Raw genomic sequence first — 19163 nt, forward strand, 5'->3', positions numbered from 1 at the left:
ACTGTCAGATTGCGGGTGCTTTACGGCCCTTTAATTCAGCACGGGAGTAATGCTTTGCGCCGTCCCCGGAGTCCCCTAGGCTCGGCGCGCGAACCTGGTCACAGCGGGTGATCATGGACCTGCCGCACCACGCTGCAACGCTTGATCGAGCATGGAAGGACCACGATGACGTCGGCTCAAAACGAGTCTCAGGCACTCGGCGACCTCGCAGCTAGGCAGCTTGCCAACGCGACGAAGACCGTCCCCCAGCTTTCCACCATCACGCCCCGCTGGTTGCTGCACCTGCTCAGCTGGGTGCCGGTGGAAGCGGGCCTGTATCGGGTGAACCGGGTGGTCAACCCGGAGGGCGTCGCGATCAAGGCCGAAGCGGGTGCGGGCACCGAAGAACCGCTGCCGGAGACCTACGTCGACTACGAGACCAGCCCGCGCGAATACACGCTGCGGAGCATCTCGACCCTCGTTGACATCCACACTCGCGTCTCCGACCTGTACTCGAGTCCCCACGACCAGATCGCGCAGCAGCTGCGGCTGACCATCGAGACGATCAAGGAGCGCCAGGAGTTCGAGTTGGTCAACAGCCCCGAGTACGGGCTGCTGGCCCAGGCGACTCCGGAGCAGACCATCCAGACCCTGGCGGGCGCTCCGGCGCCCGACGACCTGGACGCGCTGATCACCAAGGTGTGGAAGACGCCCAGCTTCTTCCTGACCCACCCGCTGGGGATCGCCGCGTTCGGCCGCGAGGCCACCTACCGTGGTGTGCCACCGCCGGTGGTCAGCCTGTTCGGCGCGCAGTTCATCACCTGGCGCGGCATCCCCCTGATCCCATCGGACAAGGTGCCGGTGGAAGACGGCAAGACCAAGTTCATCCTGGTGCGCACCGGGGAGGAACGCCAAGGCGTGGTCGGCCTGTTCCAGCCGGGCCTGGTCGGCGAGCAGGCGCCAGGGCTGTCGGTGCGATTCACCGGCATCAACCAGTCGGCAATCGCGACCTACCTGGTGACCCTCTACACCTCCCTGGCCGTGCTTACCGACGACGCGCTCGCCGTGCTGGACGATGTCGCCGTGGACCAGTTCCATGAGTACAAGTGAGTACCGAGCGGTAGACGCGGAAAGCGACCTGCCCATCAGCGCCGCGGAGCTCGCCGCGCTGGCCACCCAGCTGTATGCCGCCAGCATCCGGCCGGGCCCGGACAGTCCCCCTCAGTCGGTGCCGGTCGCGCCGCGTGGCAGCGTGCCGGACACGACTGCTGCTACATCGGCTGGGCAGACCGCGGTGGGCACCGCAGACGTTTACCCAACACCGGCGCCAGCGCTCGCTGTCACTGATACCTACGTGCCGGCCCCGACGTCCTACCAGCTCGAGCCGCCGCCGCAGACGGTGCCGGTTGCCCCGCGGGGCAATGCGCCCGACACCACCGCCGGCGCGTCAGCGGGGCAGGCGGCGGCGGGCGTCGCGGACTTGTATCCCGCGCCGGTGCCGGCACTGGGTCTCACGGACATTTATCTGCCAGCCCCAACCTCCCGCGAACCCGAAGCACCCCCGCAGACGGTGCCGGTGGCTCCCCGCGGCAACGTTCCCGGCACTACGGCCGCGCCGTCGGCCGGTATCGCCACGGGTGGCGTCGCGGAGCCGTACCTGCCCACCGGTGATCTCAGCTCCTTCGCCGTGCCGACCCATGGGATCGTGCCGACGGTGCCAGGCGTGCTGGCCGGCTCCGCGCCCACCAGCCCCGTCGGTCACCAGACTTCGACCGCGTCCGCGCCATACGCGGCGCCGTTCGCGTTGCCCGAGGTGCCGTCGGTCGGCGATCGGCGCTGGTCGCATGCGGCACCCGCGACACCGAACACGCCGGCCGGCGACGAGCGCGACTACTACTTCCTCAACGCTGCGGAGACGGTGCCACGGCTGCCTGATGAGCACGAGGTATTCGACGTCAACGCGATCCGGGCGGATTTCCCGATCCTGAAGGAAGTCGTCAACGGAAAGCCGTTGATCTGGTTCGACAACGCGGCGACCACCCAGAAGCCACAGGTGGTGATCGACCGGCTGTCACACTTCTACGCCCACGAGAATTCCAACATTCACCGCGCGGCACACGAATTGGCGGCCCGGGCCACCGACGCGTACGAAGAGGCCCGCGACACCGTGGCCGATTTCATCGGCGCGCCAAGCTCCGAAAACGTCGTGTTCGTCCGTGGCACCACCGAAGCCATCAACTTGGTGGCGCACGCGTGGGGCGGCAAGCACCTACAACCAGGTGACGAGATCGTCATCACCCATCTCGAGCACCACGCGAACATCGTTCCCTGGCAACTCGTCTCGCAGAAGACCGGAGCGATCCTGAAGGTTGCGCCGATCGACGATGCCGGCAACCTATTGCTGAGCGAATTCGAGGAGCTGCTCGGTCCTAGGACGAAACTGGTGGCCGCCAGTCAGGTGTCCAATGCGCTGGGCACGGTGGTCCCGGTGGACAAGATCGTGGAATTGGGTCATCGCTATGGGGCACGGGTGCTGATCGACGCCGCCCAATCGATTCAACACGTGCCCGTTGATGTTGCCGAGCTGGGCGCCGATTTCCTGGTGTTCTCGGGACATAAAATTTACGGCCCCACCGGAATTGGCGCGCTCTACGGTACGGAGGAGGCGCTGACGGAGACGCCGCCGTGGCAGGGCGGCGGGCACATGATCGCCGACGTGACGATCGAACGCTCGCTATATCAGGGGCCGCCGACCAAGTTCGAGGCCGGCACCGGCAACATCGCCGACGCGGTCGGGCTGACCGAGGCGCTGCGCTACGTGCAGCGGTTGGGCATCGAACGCATCGCGGCCTACGAGCACTCGTTGCTGGAGTACGCGACGCCGCGCCTCGCCGACATTCCCGGCGTCCGGTTGGTGGGCACCGCGACCGAGAAGGCCAGCGTGCTGTCCTTCGTGCTCGCGGGACACGAGCCGCTCGAAGTGGGTAAGGCGCTCAACGCCGAAGGCATCGCGGTCCGCGCCGGGCATCACTGCGCGCAGCCCGCGCTCCGGCGGCTGGGGCTGGAGGCCACCGTTCGCCCGTCGTTCGCGTTCTACAACACGTTCGAGGAGATCGACGTGTTCCTCCGCGCGGTGCGCAGGATCGCCGAGGGCGGCACCAACGTCGGCTGACGGCCCAAGCCCGCGGCTAAGTGCCCGTGTACCAATCCAACACGCGCGACGTCAGCAACACGATGCCCAGGGAGACCGCGGCGACGACCGTGAGCCCGATGACCGCGACCACCAGCGGTCGCCATCCGGTGCGCGCGATCTGGCGGATGTCGGTGTTGAGCCCCACCCCGGCAAAGGTCAGCAGGAACGCCCATTTCGACACGTTGGCGAGGTTGGCGGTCTGGCCCTTGGTCAGCCAGCCCGCCGTCGCGATCGCGGAGACCACCAGGAAGCCCAGCACGAACTTCGGGAACTTCTCCCAGATGAACGCGGCCTTGGCCTTCGCCCCGGGCGCGATCTCGTCGGCCTGGCCCCGCGCGGCCCAGTACAGGGCGAAGCCCAAGACCACGAATCCGATCAGCGCGTTACGGGTCGACTTCACCAGCACCGCGATCTTGCCGGCATGGTCGGAGTACAGGTAGCCGGTGGCCGTGGTCTCGGCGGTGTTGTCCACGGAAAGGCCGGCCCAGAGGCCGAATTCGTGATCCGTCAGCCCGATCGCATGCCCCAGCGGCGGCAGCACGAACAGCGACACCGCGCCCAAGGCCAGGATCGCCGCGATCGCGTAGCTGACATCGGAGTTGCGGGCCCGGATAGCGCCCTTGGCCGCCACAATGGCCGACACCCCGCAGATGGACGTTCCGATCGCCAGCAATGAGCCGAGCTTGCCCGACAGCCCGAACGCGCGCGCCGCGACGATGATGATCGTTCCGGCGATCGTCATGTCCACCAGAATCTGCACCAGGCTGATCCCGCCCAGTTTGGCGATATCGCCCAACACGAAACGCGAACCCAGCGCCACGATCCCGACTTTGAGCCAGAATTCGTAGGTCAGCACGCCGGGCCGGAAGATGGGGTGCAGGCCGATGGTGTTGGTGATCAGCAGCCCAATCACGATGGCCCACAACACGTATTCGATGTCGGGCACGGTCCAGCGGTGGTGTTTGGCCAGCCCGTTCCACCAGACCTGGGCGTACTTGCCCAGCAGCCCGACGCCGATGAGAAGCAGAATGCCCGGCACGTAGTCGAGCGGGCGCGTGCTGGTGAAAGTGGCCTCGACGGACGTCTCGTCGGGCTCGGCGCGAAGGGTGCTCACCCGATCACCACGGAATCTTCGGAAGCACGTTGGCCACCGCCAGCGCGACGATTACTCCGGCCACCGCGGTCGCCCACCAGTCCACCGAGATCGAGCCGAGCCGCGCGGGCCAGCCGGGCCGCTGCGCGGCCTCTTCCTCGCGTCCGTCACCAGGACCGCTTTCACCCACGTGACCGCTCCTCGTTCGCGTTTGACGGCCCGGGTGCCGCACGGCCGCTGACGGAATGGTGACGTGTCGGGCGGTTCGGACCAAGTGATTGGCTCGCCCTGAATTTAGGGTGTTTCCGCCGCGGTCAGGTTGGTAGGCTGAGCTTCTCGGCATCCGCACGATACCGATCCACCCACTCATCGGAGCGCTGGTCGGCCTGGCGTTCCAATACCGGTTCGGGGGCCAGCCGTGGGTCGAGTCCGAGCGCCTCCAGAATGGCGGCCACGACCTGAGTCAGGTTGCGCCACAACACCGGATACGGGATCTCCATCGGGTTGACGCCTTCGTCGGCGAACCAATTCCGCCAGCCCTCATTTTGGGCGCGCAGCATGGTGACGACGTGCGCGATCGCGCCGGGGTGATAGGTGGCGCGTGCGTCACGAGCCGGGTCCGGCCGGCCTCGCCACACCCGCGTCTGCACCGCGCGCCAGAACGACACCGCCTGCGAAATCACGTCGGGCCGATGCACATAGATGAAGAGCGGCTCTTCGCCCACCACGTCGGTGATGGCGGCCAACAGGCCGTCGCCACTGCGATTCGGGAGATTCTTGGCGCGGTTCAGCAAGAGCGGCGTCTGGTTCCACATCAGCTTCCCACCCCAAATGCCGTTCGGTGTCCTTCCGACCGTGCGGATGTAGTCCCGCCAAATCTCCGGTGGCGCCAGGTCGGGCGTCCCGGCGTCAAGCGGGTCGAGCAGGCTCAGGATCGATTCGTCCTCCACCCCGGCGAACCACTCGCGCGGCTGCGGCGCCTGGCTGGTGGCCGGCAGGTATTGAAAGAACTCCTGCGGCTCGCCCGCGACGCCGGTCGCGCGCAGCGACTCGACCAGCAGCGTGCTGCCGCTCCGTTGGGACGCCAACACCAGGTAGGAAGACGGGGTACCGGTCACTCGAGCAAGCGTATCCGGGCGGAAATGCTGTCGCTATCGGTGCTTTTAGCCTCATCCTGAACCTAACCCTTGCTTTGAACATCGATAATCCGAACCGTGTCGTTTGGCGGCGATAGCCGAATGGGACGGTGGCCGTGGGCGCTCAACTAGCTTGTTGGCAACGAAAAACTCGTCAAGAGACGAGCGGCCATTCCGCGTCGCCGCTGCCGAGCCGCTCCGCGAAGTCTGCGACATTCGCCGCTTGCTGGCCCGCGTCTCTTCGCGCTCCACCGGCTGGGAGCCCCGCGGCCTGAACTCAAACAGGAATCAGCGCCACAACCTGGGGTTTCTTCTATTTTCGTGTGCCGGGTGTGCAGACGGCACGAGCCGTGCGCGAGGGGTTGCTCGCGGTTGGCCAATTTAGCTTCGTGTTGATTCCAACCCTGACGCGGTGTTGGGTTTGCCCGTAAATTCCTCGCGTGATCATAGGCGCGCAAATTGACACCGCGGTCGGCGTGTAACAACAACCGGCGCTTTCGCCCTGGCTAATTGCCGGCGCATTAATTGCATTACGAGAATGGAACACGGGATTGGGCCATATGAACGGCGGTCGGGCGGGGCGAACCTTGTGAACGGCTCCACCATCGCGAAGCCCATGAACGCGTTGGGCGATTTCTTCGTGCTTTGCGCCCAAGCGCTGGTCGCCGCGGTGCGGGGCCCGTGGGCGTGGCGGGAGTTGCTCGAGCAGATCTGGTTCGTTGCCCGGGTTTCCATCTTTCCGACGATCATGCTGTCCATCCCGTACACGGTCCTGATCGTGTTCGTCCTGAACATCCTGTTGGTCGAGATCGGCGCCGGTGACCTGTCCGGGGCCGGCGCGGGTCTGGCGTCGGTGACGCAGGTCGGGCCCGTCGTCACGGCGATGGTGGTCTCCGGTGCCGGGTCGACGGCGATGTGCGCCGACCTGGGCGCGCGCACCATTCGCGAGGAAATCGACGCGATGAAGGTGATCGGCGTCGATCCGATTCAGGCCCTGGTTGTTCCGCGCATCATCGCCGCCACGTTCGTCGCGGTTCTGCTGTACTCGGTGGTCGCGGTCACCGGGTTGGCGGGAAGCTACGTTTTCGTGGTCTTCGTTCAGCACGTCACCCCCGGCGCTTTCGTCGCAGGCATGACCCTCGTCACTGGGCTTCCTCAGGTAGTGACGTCGCTGATCAAGGCCACGCTGTTCGGGTTGTCGGCGGGCCTGATCGCCTGCTACAAGGGCCTTTCCGTGGGCGGCGGTCCTACCGGTGTCGGCAACGCCGTCAACGAGACGGTGGTCTTTTCTTTCATGGCATTGTTTTTCATCAACATCGTGCTCACCGCGCTCGGCGTGAAGGTCACCGCGAAATGACCGACGCAGCGCGGCAACCGTCGTGGATCATCGGCGTTGGCCCCAAGGTCACCGATTACGCCCGCAAGCTCGGTGAACAGACGGCGTTTTACGGGCAATCACTGGCCAACATCATCGACGCGGTACGCCGCTATCCAGGCGAACTATTGCGGCTGATCGCCGAGATGGGCATGGGCACAGGAGCTTTGGCGGTTATTGGGGGCACCGTAGGCATCATCGGCTTCCTCACCCTGACCACCGGCGCCCTGGTCGCGGTCCAGGGCTACGACACGCTGTCCAACGTCGGGGTCGAGGCGCTGACCGGATTTCTGTCGGCCTTCTTGAATGTTCGGATGATCGCGCCGTGCACCGCCGGCCTGGCCCTGGCCGCCACGATCGGTGCCGGCGCGACGGCCCAACTGGGGGCCATGCGGATCAATGAGGAGATCGACGCGCTGGAGGTGATGGGCATCCGCGCCATCACCTACCTGTCGTCGACACGGATCATCGCCGGAATCCTGGTCGTCATCCCGCTCTACGCCGTCGCGGTGCTGATGTCGTTCATCGCGGCCAAGTTCCTGACGATCTACAGCTACGGCCAGTCGCGCGGGGTATATGAGCACTACTTCTCCACCTTCCTGCGGCCGACCGACTTGTTCTGGTCGTTTCTGGCGGCGCTGACCATGGCGACGGGCGTGATGGTCGTGCACACGTACTACGGTTTCACCGCGACAGGTGGTCCCGCCGGGGTGGGGGAGGCTGTCGGGCGCTCGGTGCGGTCATCGATGATCGTCACGGCGTTTGTCTGCCTGGCGATTTCGTTGTCCGTCTACGGGCAGTCCGGCAACTTCAACCTGTCGGGATGACCGCATGAGCAATCACAGGGGGAGTGGCCCGGGGCCACGGAATCGGGCTCGCCGCAGCAGAATCGATCCGATCTGGTGGGCGCCGACTCTGTTCATCCTCGTCGGGACGATCATCGCGTTGACCGCGGGGGCATTCTCGGGCAAATTCCAGGAATCGATCCCGCTGACACTGGTGTCGGACCGGGCCGGGCTCGTGATGGAGCAGGGCGCCAAGGTCAAGCTGCGCGGCGTGCAGGTCGGCCAGGTGGCGTCGATTGGCACCGACGTGAAAGCGGCTCAGCTACAGCTCAAGATGCAGCCCGGCCCGTTCAAATATCTGCCGAGCAACCTCGAGGCCGAGATCAAATCCACCACGGCGTTCGGGTCGAAATACGTCGACCTGATCGTGCCCGAACACCCCAGCGCGACCCCACTCAAGCCCGGCGCGGTGCTGCACTCCCGCAACGTGACGGTCGAGGTCAACACCGTTTTCGAGAATCTCCAGTCGGTGGTCCATGCGATCGACCCGGCGAAGCTGAACGCTATTTTGTCCGCCTTCTCGGAAGCGTTGCGCGGCAAGGGCGAACGGCTCGGGCAGGCGATCACCGGGGCGAACGACGTGTTGCTGACCGTCAATCCCCGCATGGACACCATCGACAAGGACTGGAGGCTGTTCGGCAAGACGACAGCGATCTATTCGGGCGCGGCCCAGAATATTCTGTCGATCCTGGACTCAGCGGCGACGACTAGCACCACCCTGACCGAAAACCAACGGTCGCTTGACACGCTGTTGTTGTCGGCGGTCGGCTTGAGCCAGACCGGCATCAACGTCATCGGCAGGAACGAATCCAACATCGTACGGTCGATCAACCTGCTCGATCCGACCACGGCGCTGCTGAACAAGTACTCGCCGACCTTCACCTGCTTGTTCCAGGGCGCGCAGTGGTACGTGGACCACGGCGGGCGAGACGCGTTGGGCGGTAACGGCTACTCGGTGATCTTGGACGCCGGGCTGCTGTTCGGTGACGATCCGTACCGGTACCCGAAACACCTACCGAAAACCAATGCCACCGGCGGCCCGGGAGGCAAGCCCAGCTGTGGGTCGCTGCCCGACCCGAGCGCCAACTTCCCGGTGCGTGCGCTGGTGACCGACACCGGGTGGGGTGCCGCCCCGAACGAGATCCGAACCAACATGGCCGTCGGCAACCCGTGGTGGGCGAACTGGTTCCCGACCACGAAGAACCCGCCGGAAGCGCCGCGCTACTTCTACCGTGGGGGACAACCGCCGCCGTGAAAAGACGAAAGATGTCCGCCATCATCGTGCGCATCGCGGCTTTCACGGCGGTGTGTGCGGTGTTCACTTTCACGCTGATCGCCGTCTTCGGCCAGTTTCGATTCGAGGACCGCACCGGCTACCAGGCGGTGTTCACGAACATCTCGGGCCTAAAGTCCGGCAACTTCGTGCGCATCGCGGGGGTCGAGGTCGGCAAGGTCGGTGACCTGCACCTGCAGCGCGACGGCACCGTCACCATCGGTTTCTCGGTGGACAAGGGCGTCCGCCTCACCGAGGGCACCAAAGTCGCTGTGCGCTATGAGAACCTGATCGGCGATCGTTACCTCGCCCTGGAGGAGGGGCCCGGCTCGCGCCGGCTGCCGCCGGGCGCGACGATCCCGCCAGCGCGGACGTCCCCCGCGCTGGACATCGATGCGCTGATCGGCGGGTTTCGGCCGTTGTTTCGGGCGTTGGACCCCGATCAGGTCAACGCTCTGTCCGGTCAGTTGCTCCGCATATTTCAGGGTCAAGGCGGCACCGTCGCTTCGGTACTGGCCCAGACCTCGATGCTGACTTCGACGTTGGCCGGCCGCAGCGAGCTCATCACCGAGCTGATCACCAACTTGAACACCGTGTTGCACACGTTTGCCCTCCGCGACCGAGAGTTCTCCGGCGCCTTGGACAAGCTGTCCCAGTTCGTGAATGGCTTGGCGCAGCGCAAAGATGACATCTCCACCGGACTGGCCTACGTCAATGCGGCGGCGGGATCGGTCACCAACCTGCTTGTCCAGGCCCGCCAGCCCATCAAAGACGTTGTGCACGAGACGGATCGCATGTCCGCGCAGGTGCTGTCGGACCGTGATTACGTCGACAACCTGCTCAAGCAGCTTCCCGACATCTATCAAGTTCTGGCCCGGCAGGGCCTCAACGGCGACTACTTCGGCTTCTACTTCTGCGAGGTCTTGATGAAAGTCAACGGAAAGGGGGGCAACCCGATCTTCATCAAGCTGTTCGGCCAGCCGAGCGGGCGGTGCACGCCCCAATGACCAAGTCCGAAACCAAAGCCGGCGGGCGAAGCCCTTGGAAGATCGGCGCGATGGGTGTCTTCATCTTGGTGTGCGTGACCTTCGCGGCCTTCAAATACGACAAGCTGCCCTTCATCAAGAACACCAACGACTACGCGGCCTACTTCTCGGAGGCGGGCGGCATCCGGGCGGGCAACTCGGTGCGGGTCTCCGGCATGGGTGTCGGGAGGGTCACCGGCATCAAATTAGAAGGCACCAAGGTTCGAGTCAGCTTCACCGTCCGTAACTTCATCACGTTGGGGGACCGCACGGAAGCCGCGATCAAGACCGAAACCATCCTGGGCGCCAAGATGCTCGAGCTCACGTCACGCGGAGAGGGGAAGCTCTCGGGCACCATCCCGCTGGAACGGACCCACTCGCCCTACGATCTTCCCGACGCGCTCGGAGACTTGACGACCGAGATCAGCGGACTGGATACCGCGCAATTATCCTCTGCTCTAACGACTCTGGCGGACACCTTCAGGCAAACACCGTCGGAGGTCAGGCCCGCGCTGGAAGGCGTGGCCCGTTTCTCCGAGACCCTGAACAACCGCGACGCCCAGCTGCGCAGCCTGCTGGGGAACGCGAACAAGGTCTCGACGGTGCTGGGTCGACGCAGTCAACAGATCGCCGCTCTGGTGGCGGACTCAAATGCGCTGCTGGCGGCGCTGCTGGACGAACGTGATTCCATCGATGCGCTGATGAACAATCTCACCGCGGTGTCACATCAGGTGTCGGGGCTGGTCGACGACAACCGGACTCAGCTGAAGCCCGCCCTCGACAAGCTGAACGGCGTCCTCGAAGTCCTCGACAACCGCAAGCAGGACATTCAGGCGAGCCTGCCCAAGTTCAAGCGTTACGCGATGTCGTTCGGCGAATGCCTGGGCTCCGGACCGTTTTTCAAGGCCTACGTGGCGAACCTGATCCCGGGTCAGATCAGCGGACCGACCATCGACGCCCGCATGTACAACCGGTTCTTGGACCCCGAGCAGAAGCTGCCTTCGGAGTCGGTGGACCCGCCCACCGGAACGCCGCCCGTGCCGCCGGAGCAAGCGCCGCACCCGATTTGGTCTCAGCCCCCCTCGCCGGGTCCGGCGCCGGGCCCGCCGCCCGAGCCGGAGCCCGCGAACGCCCAACCGGGGGGACAATGAAGATAAGCCGCCGCACTCTGCAACGACTCACCGCTGTCAGCCTGGTCGGCACCCTCGCCGTGGCTTCCTTCCTGGTCGGCTCGAAGCTGTGGAACGAGGTCGAAAGAAACACCTACACGGCATATTTCACCGAAGCCAACGGCCTGTTCGTCGGCGACGATGTGCGCATCCTGGGGGTGACGGTCGGTGTGATCGACAAGATCGAGCCGCAACCCAACAGCTCCAAGGTGACGTTTTCGGTCGACAAGCAATACGCCATTCCCGCCGATGCCCGCGCGGCGATCCTGTCGCCGTCGCTGGTGACTCCGCGGGCCGTCCAGCTCGTTCCCGCCTATTCGGGCGGTCCCAAATTGAGCCCCGGCGCGTCGATCCCGCTCGGCCGCACCGCCGTCCCGGTCGAATGGGATGACTTTCGCAAGCAGCTGGAAAAACTGACCGAGGCGTTGCGGCCCACCTCCCCGGACGGGGTGAACTCCCTCGGCGAATTCATCAACTCCACCGCTGACAACGTGCGCGGCCAGGGCGACACCGCCCGAGACACCGTGATCAAGCTGTCCGCCGCGATCTCCGCGCTCGGCGATCACGCCGACGACATCTTCAGCACCGTCCGCAATTTGCAGCTGCTGGTCTCGGCCCTGTCGTCCAGCAGTGATCTGCTGGCCTCGTTCAACCAGAACCTGGCCACCGTCACAACGCTGCTGACGAACACGCCCAACGAGGTCGCCAATGCGGTCAAGGGCCTCGACGGCGCGCTGACCGATTTACGCGACTTTCTGGCCGAAAACCGGGAAGCCATGGGCGTTACGTTCGATCGGCTGTCCTCCGTCACGACCGCGTTGAACGACAGCCGCATGGACATCAAGCAGATCCTGCACGTCGCCCCGACGGTGTTCCAAAACTTCCTCAACATCTACCAGCCGGCTCAAAGCGCGATGACCGGCATCATCGCGCTGAACAACTTCGCCGACATCCCGCAGTGGATCTGCAGCTCGATCGAGGCGGCGTCCCGGGCTCGGCTGGACCGGGTGTCGAAGCTGTGCTTGCAGTACATCAATCCGATCATCAAAAACCGGCTCTACAACTACATCCCGGCGGGGCTCAACCCATTTGTCGGCACTCAGGCCCGCCCCAGCGAGATCACCTACAGCGAAGATTGGTTGCGGCCCGGGTATACACCTCCGGCGCCACCGCCCGACGCGCCACCGCCACCACCCGAGGCGCCGACGCCGGCGGCCGTCGAACCACCACCGGCGGAAGCGCCGGCGCCGCCACCCGCGCCGAACGGCACTATCAACTCGAACCAGGTGTTGCGGGACCTGATGCTTCCGGCGGGGGTCTCATGAAGCGGGCACTGATGGCGGTGCTGTGTCTCGCCTGCGCCACAACGCTTTCCGGCTGTGGTTGGAAGGGACTGAACTCCTTCACCCTCCCCGGCACCTCCGGCAACGGCCCCGGTGCCTACACGATTCAGGCCCAAATGCCCGACGTCGTCACGATTCAGGAAAACACCCGCGTTCGGGTCGACGACGTCAACGTCGGCAATGTGACCAAGATCCAGCTGCAGGACTGGCACGCGCTTGTCACCATGCGCATCAATGGCGATGTACACCTGCCGGCCAACGCGACGGCCAAGCTGGGACAGACCAGCCTGCTCGGTTCGATGCATATCGAACTCGCGGCGCCCAAGGACGAACCGCCGGTCGGCCAACTGAAGGACGGTTCGCTGATCCCGCTGTCGCACGCGAGCATGTATCCAACCACCGAACAGACCCTGGCTTCCGTCTCGATCCTGCTCAACGGCGGTGGCATCGGGCAGCTGCAGGAGATCACGCAGTCGATCGCCAAGGCATTCGCCGGACGCGAGAACGACATGCGCAGCCTGCTGCGCCAACTGGACGAGTTCATCGCCCGGACCAACGACCAGACCGACGACATCATTGCCGCGGCCGAGAATCTCAACTCGCTGGTCGGCCAGTTCGCCGATAAGGACCCGGTGGTCGACAAGGCGTTGACGACCGTGCCCAAGGCGCTGAAGGTGTTGGCCGACGAGCGCACCAAGATCGCCGACGCGATCGATCAACTCGGCAAGTTCAGCGCCGTCGCAGCCGACACCGTGCGCCAGAGCAAGGAGTCTCTGGTCAACAACTTGCGCAACATCGCGCCGGTGCTGCGGTCACTCGCCGATGCGGGACCGTCCTTGACCAAAGGGCTGGATGGCCTGGTGGCTTACCCGTGGCCGGCGTCGACCGCGAGGAATTGGTTCCGCGGCGACTACGCCAACCTCACCCTGATCGTCGATCTCACCTTGAGCCGCCTCGACACCGGCTTCTTCACCGGCTCACGGTGGGAAGGCAACCTCACCCAACTCGAACTGCTGTGGGGACGGACGATCGGAATGCAGCCCAGCCCCGCCACCGCGGGCAACCCCCTGACCTATCCGTATCACTTCGGGGGGTACTGAGTGCTGCGTCTGAACCGTCGAACCTGGATACAGTTGGCGATCCTGTCGCTGGTGACCGTCCTGTCCTGTGGGGCAATGGCATTCAACTACATGAAGCTGCCCGAGACGCTGTTCGGGATCGGGGAATACGTCGTCACCGTCGACCTGCCCGAGTCGGGCGGGCTCTACCAGACCTCGGTCGTCACCTATCGCGGCACCGACGTCGGCCAGGTCAAGTCGGTCGACGTGACCGCGACCGGGGTCCGCGCGGTGCTCGCCATCAAGTCCGGCGTCAAAGTGCCCGCCGACGTCCAAGCGTCGGTGCACAGCCGCTCGGCGATCGGCGAGCAATACATCGAGCTCACCCCCCAGCCCAGCAAGGACGGCGACCATGGCCGGGCGCTGCAAGCCGGCGATGTCATTCCCGCCGGCCGAGTCGACGTGCCCGTCGACATCGGACACCTGCTCGACGTGACCAACCGTGCGCTGCAGGCGATCCCGCGCGACAACCTGCGTACGGTGGTTGACGAGACGGATCGCGCGGTCGGTGGCCTCGGACCCGAGCTGTCCCGGATCGTCGACGGTTCCGCCGCTTTGGCCATTGCCGGGGGAAACACCGTCGGGCCGCTCGCCGCGCTGATCGACCAGACGCCTCCGGTGCTCAACTCACAGGTCGAAACCTCGGATTCGATTGCCACTTGGGCGAATCGGACCGCAGCCATAATGGCCCAGTTCAAGGCGCAGGACGCCGCCGTGCGGGACCTGTTGACGCAGGGGACCAACGGGGTGGAGGAAAGCCGGGCGCTGCTCGACCGGGTGTCGCCGGCGCTACCGGTGCTGTTCGCGAACCTGGTCAGCCTGGGCGACATCGCCGTCGTCTACCGCCATGACATCGAACAACTCTTGGTGCTCTTCCCGCAGGGCATCGCGGCGATGGCCGCAATCGTCGTGCCCAGCTCGAACACCAAGCAGGAGTACCGGGGCGCCCAGCTGGACTTCAACCTCAACATCAACCTGCCGCCGCCGTGCACCACGGGCTATCTGCCGCCGACTCAGCGCCGCTCGCCGGCCAACGTGGATGCGCCCGACCGGCCCGCCGCGGATCTCTTCTGCCGCGTGCCGCAGGATTCGGAGTTCAACGTTCGCGGGGTCCGAAACATCCCGTGTGAGAGCAAGCCGTGGAAACGCGCGCCCACGGTCGAATTGTGCGAGAGCGACGAAGAATACGTGCCGCTCAACGACGGCTACAACTGGAAGGGCGACCCGAACGCCACCTACAGCGGGCAGGGCGTGCCGATGTATCCGCCGGGACAAGACCCGCGGCTTCCACCGCCGCGGGGCACCGCGCCGCCGGCGCCTGCGCCGCCGCCGCTCGCCGTCGCCACCTATGACCCGGCCAACGGTGACTACATAGGGCCAGATGGGCGTCGGTACACCGAATTCGACCTGGCGCACCCGCGTGCCAAGAACTGGCAGTCACTTCTGGTGCCGCCGGCCTAAGCAAAGGAGCAAGATGCCTGAAGATGCCGAGAAGCACGAAACCAACGATGCCGCCGAGGAACTCGGCGAGTCGACAGCGGCCGGCGACCACGATATCGCTGAACAGGCGAGCGAGGCCGACGACACCGCTGAGGACCAGCCGGCTGCCAAGAGCAGGCTCGCGCGCGTGTGGAACCGTGTGGTCCCGCGGCTGTCGCACACCGGGCAGGCGTTGTTGGCCGGTGCCCTCGTCGTGGCGGTGCTGGCGGGGTTGACCGGTTGGCTCGGGTTCCGGGCCTACCAGAAACACGAGGCACAAGCGCAGCGCGATCTGTTCGTGCAGGTCGCCCGTCAGGGTGCGGTGAACCTCACCACCATCAACTACACGGAGGTCGATGCCGACGTGCAGCGCATCATCGATCTGGCCACCGGGGCCTTCCGCGAGGATTTCGAGCAGCGCTCCAAGCCGTTCATCGAGGTCGTCAAGGCGGCGCAGTCCAAATCCGAAGGCACGGTGACCGATGCGGGGCTGGAATCCCAACACGGAGACGCGGCCCAGGTGCTGGTTGCGGTCGCGGTGAAGTCCCGGACCGCCGGCGGCGAAGAGGCGCCGCGGGAATGGCGCATGCGGATCGAGGTCCGGTCGGTCGGCGACGACGCCAAGGTGTCGAACGTGGTGTTCGTGCCATGACGACGCTGAGTGAAACCCCTACGCGGGGCGAGGAACTGGTCGACGACGCGGCGGCGCCAGAGGAATCGGACGCCGTCGACGTCGATGAGACGTCCGAAGACGAGCCCGGCGCCGAGCAGGAGGGCCGCACGATCCCGTGGTCGCGAGTTGTTGCCTACGGAGTGCTGCCCGCGTTGGCATTGCTGTTGGCGCTCACGGCGGGCTACTTCAAGTGGGTGGTGGCCACGGCCGACGACCTGGCCGGAGTCCGCACGGAAACGGTCCGGGTCGCCAGCGAGGACGCGGTTGCCTTGTTGTCCTACAAAGCGGACTCGGTGGAAAAGGATCTGGGCGCCGCACGCGAGCGGCTCACCGGCGATTTCAAGGACGCCTACACGGAGCTGACCCGCAAGGTGGTGATTCCGGGGGCCAAGGAAAAGCGCATCACCGCGGTCGCCAAGGTCAGTGCGGCGGCGCCCGTTTCCGTGACGGCCAACCACGCCGTGGCCTTGCTCTACGTCAATCAGACCGTCACGATCGGCGAGGGCGCTCCGACCGACACCCAGCCGGTTATCCGGGTGGCGTTGGAAAGAGTCAACGGCCGATGGCTGGTTTCGCACTTCGACCCGGTGTGAGCGGAGTGGTGATGATCGGATGGGTACGCGCACTACCCGCGGGCGTGATACTCGCTGCGCCGGTGCTGCTGGCCCCGGCAACCGCGCATGCCGACAATAAGCGGCTCAACAGCGCCGTGGTCTCCGCGGTCTACACCCTGCAACACCAGGTCGGTTGCACCAACGACGTCATCAGGGATAACGCACTCACGCTGGCCGCTCAGTGGCACGCCGACGACATGATGAATAACCGAAACATCAACGACGACATCGGATCCGACGGATCGACGCCGCAGGACCGGGCCAACGCCGCAGGGTTTCATGGCAAAGCGTCCGAAACGATCGCTACCAACCCGGCCATCGCCATCAGCAGCCTGGAACTGGTCAACCAGTGGTACTACAACCCCGACGACATGGCGATCATCCGCGACTGCGCGAACAGCTCCATGGGGGTGTGGTCGGAGAACAGCATGGACCGCACCGTCGTGGTGGCGATGTACGGACAACCGGCGCCCCGTCGATGACAGGTGTGGAGGAAGGTTCCCGATGACCGAGGCGCCGCGCACGAAGCTGGTTGAGGCCTCGCCACGCCTGACCATCGGCCAGCTCGCCGAATTGCGTGGCCTTGACCCGCAATTGCAGCTGCTGGATGTCCGCGGCGCCGACGAGACGATGCGGGGCATCATCCCCGGCGCGCGAGAGATTCCGTTGCCGGACCTGACGGGTTCGCTTTCCGCCTTGGATCCGACGGCCCCGGTGGTGGTCTACTGCGCCAGCGGCCGGCGCTCGATGGTGGCCGCGGGCGTGCTCCGGGCTTCGGGATTCGACGACGTCGCGACCCTGGTTGGTGGCTTCGAAGCCTGGCAGAACGCAGGGTTCCCGATCGCCATCGGTGGTGAAATCATCTCGGATACACCGCAGATCGGCCCCCGAGCCGCGAAAGCGTTGATCGACGCGGGCGCTCTGCTGCTCGACGTGCGTGAGCCCGACGAGTGGTGTACCGAGCACGCGCCGACCGCGATGCTTCTTCCGGTCGGGCGCGTGCGCACTCGAGAAGACGAACTGCCTCGCGACCGCCGCATCGTCGTGGTATGCCGCTCGGGTGGACGGTCCGCGGCGGTGACGGCCCTGTTGCGCCGCTCGGGTTTCGACGCGGTGAACCTGGCGGGCGGCATGTGCGCATGGGCTGCCGCCGGGTTACCGATCGTAAGCCATGGCGCCGAGCCGGGATTGGTCGTGCACCGCGAGGATCCGCTCAATTGCGAGACGTCGCTCCCCGCGCTGATCGGGGGCGTCGTGATGCCCTCCACCCACTTCTACGTTCGCAACCACTTCGCGACACCGGTGCTGGATCCGCAGCTGTATCAGTTGACGGTCACCGGGTTGGTTGAGCGGCCCCTTTGCCTTTCCCTGCGCGATCTCCACAACTTGCCGCGACAGTCACTGCTCGCGACGCTGGAATGCGCCGGCAACGGTCGCGCCCACTTCGATCCGCCAGTCGACGGTGAGCAATGGCAATCCGGGGCGGCGAGCACCGCCGAATGGACCGGCGTCCCGCTGGTTGATGTTCTGAACCGGGCGGGACTGTCCGCGGGCGCCCATGATGTCGTGTTCCGCGGCGCCGACTCGGGGCCGGTGGATGGCGCGACGGGGCCGGTGCGGTTCGAGAGGGCCCTATCGGTGCGGGACGCCTGCGATGCCGGTGCGCTCGTCGCGTACGCGATGAACGGCGAACCGCTGCCACTGCAGCACGGTCGCCCCGTCCGGTTGATCGTCCCGGGCTGGTATTCCGTCGCGTCGGTCAAATGGCTGACCGAGATCGACGTCGTGGGCCACCCATTCGAGGCCTTCTTCCAAACCAACCGGTATCACTACGAATACGAGCGCGACGGCGGTGTCGTCCGTGAGCCGGTCCGCCTGCAACGCGTCCGCGCCCTGATCGTCGAGCCCACCGACGCCGGCTCGGTGGCCGCCGGGCAAATCGTGGTACGAGGTGTCGCCTGGTCGGGCGCGGCACCAATCGACCACGTGGACGTCTGTGTCGATGACGGTCCGTGGCAGGTGGCCCGACTGGTCGGCGAAGCGCGCCGGTACAGCTGGCAGTGGTGGGAGTTCTTCGCGCACCGGGCTGTTCCCGGGACCATGAAGGTGCGGGCAAGGGCGACAGACGAGGCCGGCAACACGCAACCCGAGCAAGCCGAATGGAATCGGTTCGGCTACGGCGGCAATGCGATTCAGGCCGTCGCCGTCGAGGTGCAGTGAGCGCCGCGACCGGGCTTAGCCCCGGAGCTGGGACAGAATCTCCTTGACGTCGGAGTTCGCACCGCGGTTATAGGGCAATTTCGACAGGGCCGTGGCCATGGCGCACGTGTCGCTCAGTGCGGCGTAGGTCAGCCCGCCCCCGGTCAGGGCGGCCACCCTAGTTTGGCGCTGAGGCCCGCGCGAATTTCAACCCCGGTGATTTCTTCTCCGCCCAGTCGGACGGGGCCGGGGAAGTGCTACCGACTCGACATCGACTCGGCGTCGCCGGGGTAGACGCGTCGGCCGTCGGCCGCGAAGTCACAGGCGCACCATTGGCCCCGGTCCTGCGACCGCCGAAGCTGTGTGCCGCGCTTTCGCATCAGGTGCTGCTTGTACACCTTGTCGCGCTGCTGTGGCGAGAACGCGAAGTCCAAGTTGATCGGCAACCCGGCCCAGTCGACCTGGTCATCGGGTTGGTCGTCGGCTGCCGCACCACGCCGCAGCCGACATTGCAGCGGGCAGATGGCCCGCAGGGTGTCCTCGAGGGGCCCGTCAAAATCCAGAGCCACTACGTCCCTCCTCGGCGCGACCAATGACTGAATGGTGCAGCGAGGTTGTTTCAGCGGCAGGTGCGTGACGTTTCCGTCGT

At 65.6% G+C, this 19163-nt stretch carries 18 protein-coding genes and 1 pseudogene; 14 read left to right on the top strand and 5 right to left on the bottom strand.

Annotation, left to right across the window (positions count from 1 at the left end):
* Window positions 1-165: 165 nt before the first annotated feature.
* Both BRW65_RS09525 and BRW65_RS09530 read left to right on the top strand, forming a co-directional pair.
* The gene (locus tag BRW65_RS09525) at window positions 166-1089 is read left to right on the top strand and encodes a family 2A encapsulin nanocompartment shell protein (protein ID WP_073873862.1); all 924 of its coding nucleotides are present in this window, start codon (window positions 166-168) and stop codon (window positions 1087-1089) included.
* A complete protein-coding gene (locus BRW65_RS09530; protein ID WP_244168048.1) occupies window positions 1076-3151 on the top strand; it encodes a family 2A encapsulin nanocompartment cargo protein cysteine desulfurase in 2076 nt (691 codons plus the stop codon). The genes BRW65_RS09525 and BRW65_RS09530 overlap by 14 nt, the downstream gene beginning before the upstream one ends.
* A 16-nt stretch (window positions 3152-3167) precedes the next feature.
* On the opposite strand, the gene BRW65_RS09535 is transcribed toward BRW65_RS09530, so the two are convergent.
* From BRW65_RS09535 to stf0, 3 genes are all read right to left on the bottom strand, one after another.
* A complete protein-coding gene (locus BRW65_RS09535; protein WP_073873864.1) occupies window positions 3168-4286 on the bottom strand; it encodes a YeiH family protein in 1119 nt (372 codons plus the stop codon).
* A gap of 4 nt (window positions 4287-4290) precedes the next feature.
* Window positions 4291-4455, bottom strand: coding sequence for a hypothetical protein (locus BRW65_RS31695; protein ID WP_167374022.1), 165 nt, complete (start codon window positions 4453-4455; stop codon window positions 4291-4293).
* A 124-nt stretch (window positions 4456-4579) separates the two neighbouring features.
* The gene (stf0, locus tag BRW65_RS09540) at window positions 4580-5383 is read right to left on the bottom strand and encodes a trehalose 2-sulfotransferase (RefSeq protein WP_073873866.1); all 804 of its coding nucleotides are present in this window, start codon (window positions 5381-5383) and stop codon (window positions 4580-4582) included.
* Window positions 5384-5990: 607 nt separating this feature from the next.
* Here stf0 and BRW65_RS09545 point away from each other — a divergent pair.
* Genes BRW65_RS09545 through BRW65_RS30910 form a run of 12 tightly spaced genes read left to right on the top strand, consistent with a single transcriptional unit; the run spans window position 5991 to window position 18535 of the window.
* Complete coding sequence (locus tag BRW65_RS09545; protein ID WP_073873868.1) at window positions 5991-6758, top strand: MlaE family ABC transporter permease; 768 nt, start codon at window positions 5991-5993, stop codon at window positions 6756-6758.
* Window positions 6755-7603: an ABC transporter permease gene (locus BRW65_RS09550; RefSeq protein WP_073873870.1), complete on the top strand. Its 849-nt coding sequence runs from the start codon at window positions 6755-6757 to the stop codon at window positions 7601-7603. Before BRW65_RS09545 ends, BRW65_RS09550 begins: the two co-directional genes overlap by 4 nt.
* A gap of 4 nt (window positions 7604-7607) precedes the next feature.
* Complete coding sequence (locus BRW65_RS09555) at window positions 7608-8876, top strand: MCE family protein (protein ID WP_073873872.1); 1269 nt, start codon at window positions 7608-7610, stop codon at window positions 8874-8876.
* Window positions 8877-8887: 11 nt separating this feature from the next.
* Entirely contained in the window at window positions 8888-9901 is a 1014-nt protein-coding gene (locus BRW65_RS09560; protein WP_073873874.1) for an MCE family protein, read from the top strand.
* Window positions 9898-11070: an MCE family protein gene (locus BRW65_RS09565; protein ID WP_073873876.1), complete on the top strand. Its 1173-nt coding sequence runs from the start codon at window positions 9898-9900 to the stop codon at window positions 11068-11070. Before BRW65_RS09560 ends, BRW65_RS09565 begins: the two co-directional genes overlap by 4 nt.
* Window positions 11067-12413, top strand: coding sequence for an MCE family protein (locus BRW65_RS09570; RefSeq protein ID WP_073873878.1), 1347 nt, complete (start codon window positions 11067-11069; stop codon window positions 12411-12413). The genes BRW65_RS09565 and BRW65_RS09570 overlap by 4 nt, the downstream gene beginning before the upstream one ends.
* On the top strand, window positions 12410-13531 hold the full coding sequence (locus BRW65_RS09575) for a virulence factor Mce family protein (protein WP_073873880.1): 1122 nt from the start codon (window positions 12410-12412) through the stop codon (window positions 13529-13531). The genes BRW65_RS09570 and BRW65_RS09575 overlap by 4 nt, the downstream gene beginning before the upstream one ends.
* Window positions 13532-15010 (top strand): MCE family protein, encoded by a 1479-nt coding sequence (locus BRW65_RS09580; RefSeq protein WP_073873882.1) that lies wholly within the window; start codon window positions 13532-13534, stop codon window positions 15008-15010.
* Between the two features lie 13 nt (window positions 15011-15023).
* The gene (locus BRW65_RS09585) at window positions 15024-15680 is read left to right on the top strand and encodes an Mce protein (RefSeq protein WP_139272959.1); all 657 of its coding nucleotides are present in this window, start codon (window positions 15024-15026) and stop codon (window positions 15678-15680) included.
* On the top strand, window positions 15677-16294 hold the full coding sequence (locus BRW65_RS09590; RefSeq protein WP_073873884.1) for a hypothetical protein: 618 nt from the start codon (window positions 15677-15679) through the stop codon (window positions 16292-16294). Before BRW65_RS09585 ends, BRW65_RS09590 begins: the two co-directional genes overlap by 4 nt.
* Window positions 16295-16305: 11 nt before the next feature.
* Window positions 16306-16797: a CAP domain-containing protein gene (locus BRW65_RS09595; RefSeq protein WP_432206410.1), complete on the top strand. Its 492-nt coding sequence runs from the start codon at window positions 16306-16308 to the stop codon at window positions 16795-16797.
* A gap of 22 nt (window positions 16798-16819) precedes the next feature.
* Complete coding sequence (locus tag BRW65_RS30910) at window positions 16820-18535, top strand: molybdopterin-dependent oxidoreductase (protein ID WP_084187780.1); 1716 nt, start codon at window positions 16820-16822, stop codon at window positions 18533-18535.
* Between the two features lie 15 nt (window positions 18536-18550).
* Here BRW65_RS30910 and BRW65_RS32895 read toward each other — a convergent pair.
* Both BRW65_RS32895 and BRW65_RS09615 read right to left on the bottom strand, forming a co-directional pair.
* Window positions 18551-18691, bottom strand: a pseudogene (locus BRW65_RS32895) (rhodanese-like domain-containing protein); the annotation flags it as partial.
* 80 nt (window positions 18692-18771) lie between these two features.
* Window positions 18772-19083 carry a hypothetical protein gene (locus BRW65_RS09615; protein WP_244168049.1) on the bottom strand — a complete coding sequence of 104 codons (312 nt, stop codon included), beginning with the start codon at window positions 19081-19083 and terminating at the stop codon, window positions 18772-18774.
* Window positions 19084-19163 lie beyond the last annotated feature (80 nt).

This window comes from Mycobacterium paraffinicum, from assembly GCF_001907675.1.
Taxonomy (GTDB): domain Bacteria; phylum Actinomycetota; class Actinomycetes; order Mycobacteriales; family Mycobacteriaceae; genus Mycobacterium; species Mycobacterium paraffinicum_A.